At 56.7% G+C, this 7,860-nt stretch carries 7 protein-coding genes and 1 pseudogene; 5 read left to right on the forward strand and 3 right to left on the reverse strand.

Annotation, left to right across the window (positions count from 1 at the left end):
• Together GSQ79_RS29970 and GSQ79_RS27040 are read right to left on the reverse strand one after the other, a co-directional pair.
• Positions 1-680, reverse strand: a 680-nt coding sequence (locus GSQ79_RS29970; protein WP_246725620.1) for an ABC transporter permease, incomplete at its 3' end; no start/stop codon positions are given.
• Between the two features lie 267 nt (positions 681-947).
• Positions 948-1,889, reverse strand: coding sequence for a LysR family transcriptional regulator (locus GSQ79_RS27040; RefSeq protein ID WP_158811844.1), 942 nt, complete (start codon positions 1,887-1,889; stop codon positions 948-950).
• A gap of 514 nt (positions 1,890-2,403) precedes the next feature.
• Here GSQ79_RS27040 and GSQ79_RS27045 point away from each other — a divergent pair.
• From GSQ79_RS27045 to oxlT, 4 genes are all read left to right on the forward strand, one after another.
• Positions 2,404-3,513, forward strand: coding sequence for a hypothetical protein (locus tag GSQ79_RS27045; protein WP_158811845.1), 1,110 nt, complete (start codon positions 2,404-2,406; stop codon positions 3,511-3,513).
• Entirely contained in the window at positions 3,479-4,339 is an 861-nt protein-coding gene (locus GSQ79_RS27050) for a cytochrome b/b6 domain-containing protein (RefSeq protein ID WP_246725621.1), read from the forward strand. The genes GSQ79_RS27045 and GSQ79_RS27050 overlap by 35 nt, the downstream gene beginning before the upstream one ends.
• 285 nt (positions 4,340-4,624) lie before the next feature.
• Positions 4,625-4,933, forward strand: coding sequence for a cupin domain-containing protein (locus GSQ79_RS27055; protein WP_158811846.1), 309 nt, complete (start codon positions 4,625-4,627; stop codon positions 4,931-4,933).
• A gap of 42 nt (positions 4,934-4,975) precedes the next feature.
• Complete coding sequence (gene oxlT / locus GSQ79_RS27060; protein WP_158811847.1) at positions 4,976-6,262, forward strand: oxalate/formate MFS antiporter; 1,287 nt, start codon at positions 4,976-4,978, stop codon at positions 6,260-6,262.
• Positions 6,263-6,426: 164 nt separating this feature from the next.
• Here the strand turns inward: oxlT and GSQ79_RS27065 are convergent, their stop codons facing one another.
• Positions 6,427-7,314 (reverse strand): LysR family transcriptional regulator, encoded by an 888-nt coding sequence (locus GSQ79_RS27065; RefSeq protein ID WP_158811848.1) that lies wholly within the window; start codon positions 7,312-7,314, stop codon positions 6,427-6,429.
• Positions 7,315-7,385: 71 nt separating this feature from the next.
• Here GSQ79_RS27065 and GSQ79_RS27070 point away from each other — a divergent pair.
• A pseudogene (locus GSQ79_RS27070) lies at positions 7,386-7,697 on the forward strand (NAD(P)H-binding protein); the annotation flags it as partial.
• Between the last annotated feature and the right edge of the window lie 163 nt (positions 7,698-7,860).

Consider the following 7,860-nt stretch of genomic DNA (forward strand, 5'->3'; position numbering starts at 1 on the left):
TAGAGGCCCGGCATGTCGAAGGTGATCTGCGCGTCGATTATCCGTTTGCCGAGCCCATTGTCCGAGCCGATGAACATTTCGGCGACGATCACGACGACGAGCGCCAACGATACGGCCGTGCGCACGCCGACGAAGGTCTGCGGAAGAGATTCATAGAAAGTGACGTCGCAGAAGACACGGAGCCGCGAGGCTCCCATGACGCGGGCGGCCAGCGTGCGCGTCGGTCGCGCGTTCATCACGCCGTAAGCCACGTTGAAGATGAGAATCAGCGCGGCGGAAAAGGCTGCGACGGCAATTTTTGCGCCATCCCCAAGGCCGAAGATGATCATGAAGAGCGGAAAAAGAGCCGTTGCCGGGGTCGAACGGAAGAAGTCGATGAGGAATTCCATCGATCTGTAGACCCGCACGCTTGAGCCAATAACGAGCCCGATTGGCACTCCGATGACTGACGCGAGCGCGAACGCTTCTAGGGTTCGGCGAACCGTGTACCCAAGATCGAACCCCAGGCCTTCCGACCAGATGCCACGCACCAAGGCCTCGGCCGTAAGGAACGGCGAGGGCAAGAGCCTTGGCGTGACGACACCAGTCGCGTTTGCTGCGGCCCATATAAGGATGAGGCCAACGAAGCCCAAAGCAGACGTCAGCCACGCTGCCCGTCCCCCTTTGTCGAGCTGGATCAAAGGTCTTACGGACCGGATCGTCCAAGAGGTGATCAAGCTCATCTAGGCACCTGCCGCGAAACGAAAAGCCTCCGGAACCTCTCACGCAGTGGCGGCGGTATAGGCTTCGGGCTCGATATTGCAGTGGACAATGAAGACTATCTCGCTGATGTGGAGCTGCTTACTAGCCAGCTCTGTCAACAGTTGCCCAAGTCATTCAAGGGCAAAGAAGTGGCAAGCGGCGCGCAGAAAATGGGACGCCGTAGCTGATGAGTGCGTAAGCGCGGCTTATGATGGACGCGTATCCGCGTCACCCCGCCAGCGATAACGCGCGAGTTGTCCGGCTATGTCTGAGCCCTCAACTGAGTCGATAAAGCTTTGTAGCAGCGGCGAAAGCGGCGTCTTTTCCTGGATAACAAGCCCGATAGTGCTCAGAACCAGCGGATTTAGGATTGGAATAGCACGAAAATAGGCGAGATCGCCCAATAGATAGAAATAGGTTTGGGGTACAATGGTCAGCCATTTGCCGGATCGAACATGCGCGAAGAGACCCAGGCTGCAATCCGTTTCGATGACAGCCTTCGGTTCCTTCCCTACGGTCGCAAACGATCGTTGGAGCACGACCCGCATATGCAGGTCGGGCGTCAGCATACACAATGGCCAGTCGCCGACCTCAAGCCAGTCGATGGAATCGCGGCCGCGTAAAGCATGGTCGCTCGGGACGAGGAGGTAATAACTTTCCTCGTAAAGAACGTAGCGACGCAGGCCTGGCTTCGTCACACCGTCGAGATAGGTCACGCCAGCGTCGATGTCGAAGGCCCGAAGGCTCCGCTCGATCTCGGGAACGTTCTTCGCCAACACGGTCAGCGACACGTCGGGATGCCGCTCACTGTACGGCGTCGTGAGCAGGGCCACGATGGACATGACGACGGGCGCGATGCCGATGCGCAACGAGCCACTGAGTTCGCCGCCGCGACCAAGCTCGGGCTTGAGCAGGCGGTCGTGGTCGACCAGCGACTGACGCGCCCATTGCAGTATGGCCTCGCCCTGTTCGGTGAAGCCGTGGAAGCCGCTCTGACCACGGTCGACGATCGAGGTCCCGAAGTGCCGTTCGACTTGTTGAAGAGCTTGCGAAAGAGCTGACTGGCTAATGGACAGGGCCGTCGCTGCGCGGCCGAAGTGGCCCTCCCGGGCGAGGACGACAAGATACCTAAGCTGCCGGATCTGCATAATTCACCTGTTGAACCAGACCAGGAGCTACCCTTTTGGCCGAAAGCTTCGACAAACGGCCCGCGAAGGCGCCGAAGACACTTTTCCGCACGGACACCTGGTTAGTATTACCGGCTCGATCCCAACATATCCACAACAGGCCGAGCCGGAGTCGCAGCGCGGAGTTCGCGACCAGGCGTCGGTCGACACGTAGCGGGAAATCCGCCTCGCTTGCGCCTAAGAGATGGTTCGCGTCGATCCTCGGTCTCCAAACTAAATGGTTCGCCTGGTGTCGCAAGTCATAGACGGAGAATTTGGCGAGTCGAGTTCGGATCCAGCGCCCGTCTGATAAGCTTTCCTTATCATCCAATTAAATTGCTATTGCCTCAAAGCAAGCGAAAGTGCCACTAATATATACTTGCATTCAAAACGATTACGTCATGTTTTACGTCAAGTATTAGATATCTTGCCGCCTAAACGTAGCGCTGCTGACAAGCACGCAAGTCGACAAAACCCATGCTTGACGGAGAGATATATGTCAGCGATCACACGGCGAACTTCATTGGCCGCTGGCGCGGCGTTACTTGCCATGCCATCGAACGCGATGGCAGATGTAGCACAGGTAGCGCTCGATCCCGTTCTCCACTGGTTCCGAGTTTCGTCTCTTGCTCTTAGGCGCTTGATGGACCTCGACGTGGCTGGCCGCTCACAAATGGCGTTCATGCGTGGACACATGGCCGAGATCATGAAAGACACGAAGGCCCAAGCTTATTTCGATCGGTTCTACACGCCGGTGGGCAAAGAGTTCGTTCAATACGACGACTATTCGTTCGTGCTTCATCACGCCTTGCGCGTTCTCTATGTCCATTGGAAGGAAGAAAACGAATTGTTGCGCGCCGGTCCGCTTGGCGCGGCCCTGCAAGGCATCGGGGGTGCATTGCCGGATATGCGGGAACGGCCGGCCTCACCGACGCGACGGCCCGATGCGGTAAAAGCGAACTGGTATGCTGAAGTGTATGAGGACTTATCCAAAGGCAAACCTCCTGTACCGAAAGGTGCGCAGAACGAGGCGTTGCGTCCAGACCAATGTGTCCTGGGCGGCAAGGATGGCTTAGATTTGATCTGGGCGTCGTTTCTCGTTTATGCGTGCGATGTATGGGCGCGCCAGATTCCGTTGGTGTGGGAATTGGTCGGCTCATCGATCGCGGCGCGCAAGATCGTTGATCAGATGTCCAAGAGCGACATAGATAGAGCCATCGCAGCGAGGACGGACGATTACAAGAACAGCAGCCTTGAGTACGCGAAGCTCTTTTCCGATTGGCAGAACTACCATGCCGATACTGTCGACATTCATGATCCGATGTTCGACAGGGTCGTCGGCGGACTCGGCTCCTGGCTAAAAACCCTCACGAGCGATCTCGGGGCTTGGACCATCAAGCCTGCGATGAAGGACGAGATGTATGGCGAGGTTGCCGCCGCTGTTCTGTCCCTCCGCGGGACGCCGACGGCGGTCAGGCTCCCTGACATGAGGTACTGGCGAACCCTCCACTTCGCGCCGCGATCCAATCGGATAGGCGCCCCCGGTATGCCTCCCTTTGATCGTTCGTACTTTGCGGCGGATAAAAACAGGGCTGCTGAGCTTTGATTGCGACGAGATACTTGGAAAGACAACGAAGCCAGCGGTCGGTTCGGTGATGTGCGGAACGCAAGCCGGGACGCCCGCTTTCTGTCGCTTTGAGCGGGCGATCGGTGCCGCGCGATTGGCCGAAGGGTTTGTAGGAGGCAACGTGACATTATCGAGCCGAGTTCAAGCTTGGGACGCACCAACCCGCGTCTTCAAATGGCTGCTGGTGGCAACTGTTGCAATAGCCTGGGCGACAAACAAGTACGCGTTTGATCACCCGGACTGGCATAAGTGGAATGGCTACGCCGCTCTGATCCTAGTCGTGTTCCGGGTGTTTTGGGGTTTCTCGGGCGGTTACACCGCGCGCTTTTCGTCCTTCGTCGCGAGGCCAGCGACCGTCGCGAAGTACGCTTGGGCCGAAATTCACGGAAGTAGGCGTAAGTTCTTAGGCCACAATCCGCTCGGCGGCTGGATGATCGTTACGCTTCTCTGCGCCGTGGGCGTTCAGGCCATCTTAGGCCTTTTTTCCGCCGGTGGCGACTATCTGAACAGCATTGAAGGGCCTCTGGCACACTTGGCAAGCGATGCCTCCGTTCAGGCGGCAACTCGGCTTCACCGCTTAGGCTTTTCCGTCATCCTCGGCCTGGTTTCAGTCCATGTGGCTGCGATCGTCTTCTATGACTTTTTCAGGCGAACGGGGCTTATCCACGGCATGATCACAGGCAACAAACCCCAAGCGGACTATGTCGATGCCGAGGGGGTGATAGCGGGCTCTGTTTTGTCGGCAGCAACATGTTTCGTCGCGGCAATCCTGGCCGTGTTTGTCGTCGTTAAACTCTTTTCCTGACTACGACGGCGTCGCTTTCGAGCACTTGCGTCTTGGCTGTCGCCTCAAGTGAAGGGCGCGTCGCTTGTCTCAAACGTCTGTATCTCGACAATGCGATGCACCACCATCGCGATAGAGCTGCCGATAAGATTGGCTTATGACCTAATAAAGAAGTCGTGCAATTTCTAGGGCAGTCTGCGCCGCAAATTACGACTTGCGAAATCGATCTTAATAATGGTTTCTATCAAAACCGCAACGGCCGATAATATTTCCTCGCAGTGAACATCAGCATGAAAGGCAAAATACGTGACAGACTTTTCGGTGACGGCAGTCGAAACAATCGTTGAAAGCTCCGATGTTCTCGCGCGTGTTTTCACGCTGATGCCGGGAGACGTCATACCGTGGCACTACCATAGTGAAAGCGCGGACTATTTTTTCGTTCTCGAAGGCGATCTTACGATTGTCACGACAGATGCGAGCCCAGCGGTTTTCAAGCAAGGCGATCGTTACCAAGTCGCGAGCGGCGTTCGGCATCAAGTGAGCAATGAAGCGCTTGCGAAAGCCCGCTTTCTTCTTCTTCAGGGTGTCGGGAGGAACGACTTCATCAAGAGCTAGGCAGCGCAAACTCACGGCATGCCGTCTCGTCGGAATCAGCTCATGTCATCAACATCGAATGGTAAAATGCCAAACCGCTGGCTTCAACTTTCCTTGGGTATTGCCTGCACGGTAATGGTCGCGAATCTCCAATATGCTTGGACTTATTTCGTAGATCCGATCAACGTCCAATATCATTGGAGAAGAGAAGCGATCCAGTGGGGCTTTAGCATTTTCATCGCGACCGCGACGTGGCTTGTTCCCCTCGAAGGCTGGTTTGCAGACCGTTTCGGGCCCCGCGTGGTCGTTGCTATCGGCGGCGTTCTGGTCGCGCTGGCCTGGATTATAAACAGCGAGGCGACATCTTTGCCAAGCCTCTACCTCGGCATGGCACTAGCAGGGCTTGGCAACGGCGCGGTTTGGGGAACCTGTATAGCCAACGCTCTCAGATGGTTTCCGGATCGTCGAGGCCTCGCCGCCGGGCTGACAGCCGCGGGTTTTGGTGGGGGCTCTGCACTGACGATTGTGCCGATTATCAAAGTCATTGCCGCTTTTGGATACCATGCGGCTTTCTTCTGGTTCGGCCTAGCACAGGGGACTGCCCTCGTAGTGCTATCTTTTTTCCTTTTCGAGCCTCAACGGACTTCGACACCCGGCGTTGAAGCTCAGGTCACGACCGGCCGCGACCATACACCAGTCGAGATGCTTAAAAGCCCGATATTTTGGGTCATCTACGCCATGTTCACGACGGTCGCCGCCAGCGGGTTGATCGTGACGGCGCAGATGGCTCCAATCGCTAATGACTATAAGATCGCGAACTTGCCTATCGACTTACTCTTCGTCTCTTCGACCGTTCTCATAGCGTCTGCAATCATCGATAACATCTTGAATGGTTTGGCGCGTCCACTCTTTGGTTGGGTTTCAGACCATATCGGTCGAGAGACGACGATGGCCGTCGTCTTTACGGTCGGTGCGGCCGCCTATTGGGCACTCGGAACATTAGGCACTTCTCCAGTGTATTTTATGCTGGCCGCAGGCCTCATATATTTTACGTGGGGAGAGATCTACGGGCTCTTTCCAGCGACTTGCGCTGATTTTTTCGGCTCGCGTTATGCGGCAACGAACGCTGGTATCTTATATACGGGGAAGGGCCTTGCTGCATGGTCTGTGCCGGCTGCGGGCTGGCTTAGGACCTATACCGGCAACTGGCATGCGGTTTTCGCGGTCGCTACGGTGGCAAACCTAGCCGTTGCCGCAACCGCGTTTTTCGTTCTGAGGCGCGCTAGGGATGGAAGTCGTCCGGCAAGGCACTCCTTTCTCGTCAACAGCGTCGAGACGATCGAGACATGATTCATGGATAGTTTTGGTTTGGATCTGACCATGTGTTCATTGCCCAGTTCCGCTATCCGAGCCGCCCTCGACAAACCGCTTCAATGCTGGCTTGCAAAGGCTACGACGCTCAGGGAAGCGCCGGATATGAAGCATCACGGACGATTGAACACCACATGTGGTGTTCAATCGTCAGGCATAGCCGCCAATGCCGTTCCCAGCGTTTCGTAAACGATCTTGCAAGCTGGATTGGTACGTAGGTTTTCGTGCATTGCTATCCACATGTCGAAGCATAGGGTGAATTGGTCTTCCAATACGCGAACGAGATTTGGCGTCTGGGAGGCTGCGCGGCTCTGATAGTAGCCGATCCCTAACCCACTGCGAATAATTGCCAGCTGTGCGGGCGAACTATCGGTCCGGACCGCGAAATTGGCTCGGCGGAGCCATGAATACGGAACTGTAACAGCCCGGATTACGGGCGTCTCCGTGTCGAAGCCAATGATGTCGTGTTTGGTCAGGTCCTTCAAGCTCTTTGGCATGCCGCGTCGGTCGAGATAGGATTCATGGGCGTAAAGGCCGATCTCAACCGTGTTGACCTTCTCCTTCACAAGCGTTTTCTGCGTCGGTTCAATCATTCGGATGGCGACGTCGGCTTTACGCTGCATGAGGTCCTCAACTGCGTCTGAAAGTGACAGCTCCAGGTGCAGAGAGGGGTGAGAACGTCGTAAGCCCGCAAGGATTGGTGGCAGATACTCGATGCCAACCGTTTCACCAGCCGTGATGCGCACGGTGCCGCTGACCTCGTTCGCTGAAGACGCGTCGCGTACGAGCGCGGCGGTGGTTTGCAGTAGCGTCTCCGCATAGGGCTGCAGCCGCAACGCTACCGCCGTCGGTGACATCCCCCGACAGGTGCGAACGAATAATTCCGTACCCAGCGCCGATTCAAGCGCATCGATCTGGCGTGTGACGGTGGGCTGCGTCAATCCCAACGTCCGCGCCGCTCCAGAGAGCGAGCCGTGCCGCAGCACCGCTTCAAAGGTGCGATAGAGGTCCCATCCCGGCTCGTAGCTCATATATTTTCGTATATCGATAATGCGCCCTTAGTCAATTATGTATGGCTTGAAGAGCTGGTATCCGTTCTTTCATGAATGACAAAACAGCTTTGATCATCGGTGCGACAGGGGGCGTCGGGAGGCCGGTCGCGCGCCTGCTTGCGGAACGTGGCTGGACGGTGCGGGCGCTCCATCGCAACCCGAAAAGCGTGGAGGGGTCAGAACCGTTCACATGGGTACAGGGAGACGCGCTCGTCGCCGACGATGTCGCCAGGGCGGCACAAGGCGTTCCGGTGATCGTACACGCGGTTAAGCCCCGTCATTATCGCGACTGGTACAAGCTCGTCCTGCCCATGATCGACAATACGATCGCCGCCGCGCAAGGCGCGCGTATCGTCATTCCTGTGTTTCGGCGCGCAACAATGGCTCTGACTCAATCTGCGTGCAGTTGTCCAACGAGACGAGCGCGGAGAAGATCGAGGTTGGCACGCCCGTACATTTGGCGCTTCACGAGCTTGAGCTTCGTGATCTGTCCCTCGGTCTGACCGTTGGACCAGGGCTCCGTGA

The organism is Beijerinckia sp. L45 (assembly GCF_009765775.1).
Lineage (GTDB): Bacteria > Pseudomonadota > Alphaproteobacteria > Rhizobiales > Beijerinckiaceae > RH-AL1.

Bases quoted from the DNA above. Each gene is read 5' to 3' on its own strand.
- GSQ79_RS27040 (WP_158811844.1), bottom strand. From the start codon at position 1,889: ATGCAGATCCGGCAGCTTAGGTATCTTGTCGTCCTCGCCCGGGAGGGC.
- GSQ79_RS27045 (WP_158811845.1), top strand. From the start codon at position 2,404: ATGTCAGCGATCACACGGCGAACTTCATTGGCCGCTGGCGCGGCGTTA.
- oxlT (WP_158811847.1), top strand. From the start codon at position 4,976: ATGTCATCAACATCGAATGGTAAAATGCCAAACCGCTGGCTTCAACTT.
- GSQ79_RS27065 (WP_158811848.1), bottom strand. From the start codon at position 7,314: ATGAGCTACGAGCCGGGATGGGACCTCTATCGCACCTTTGAAGCGGTG.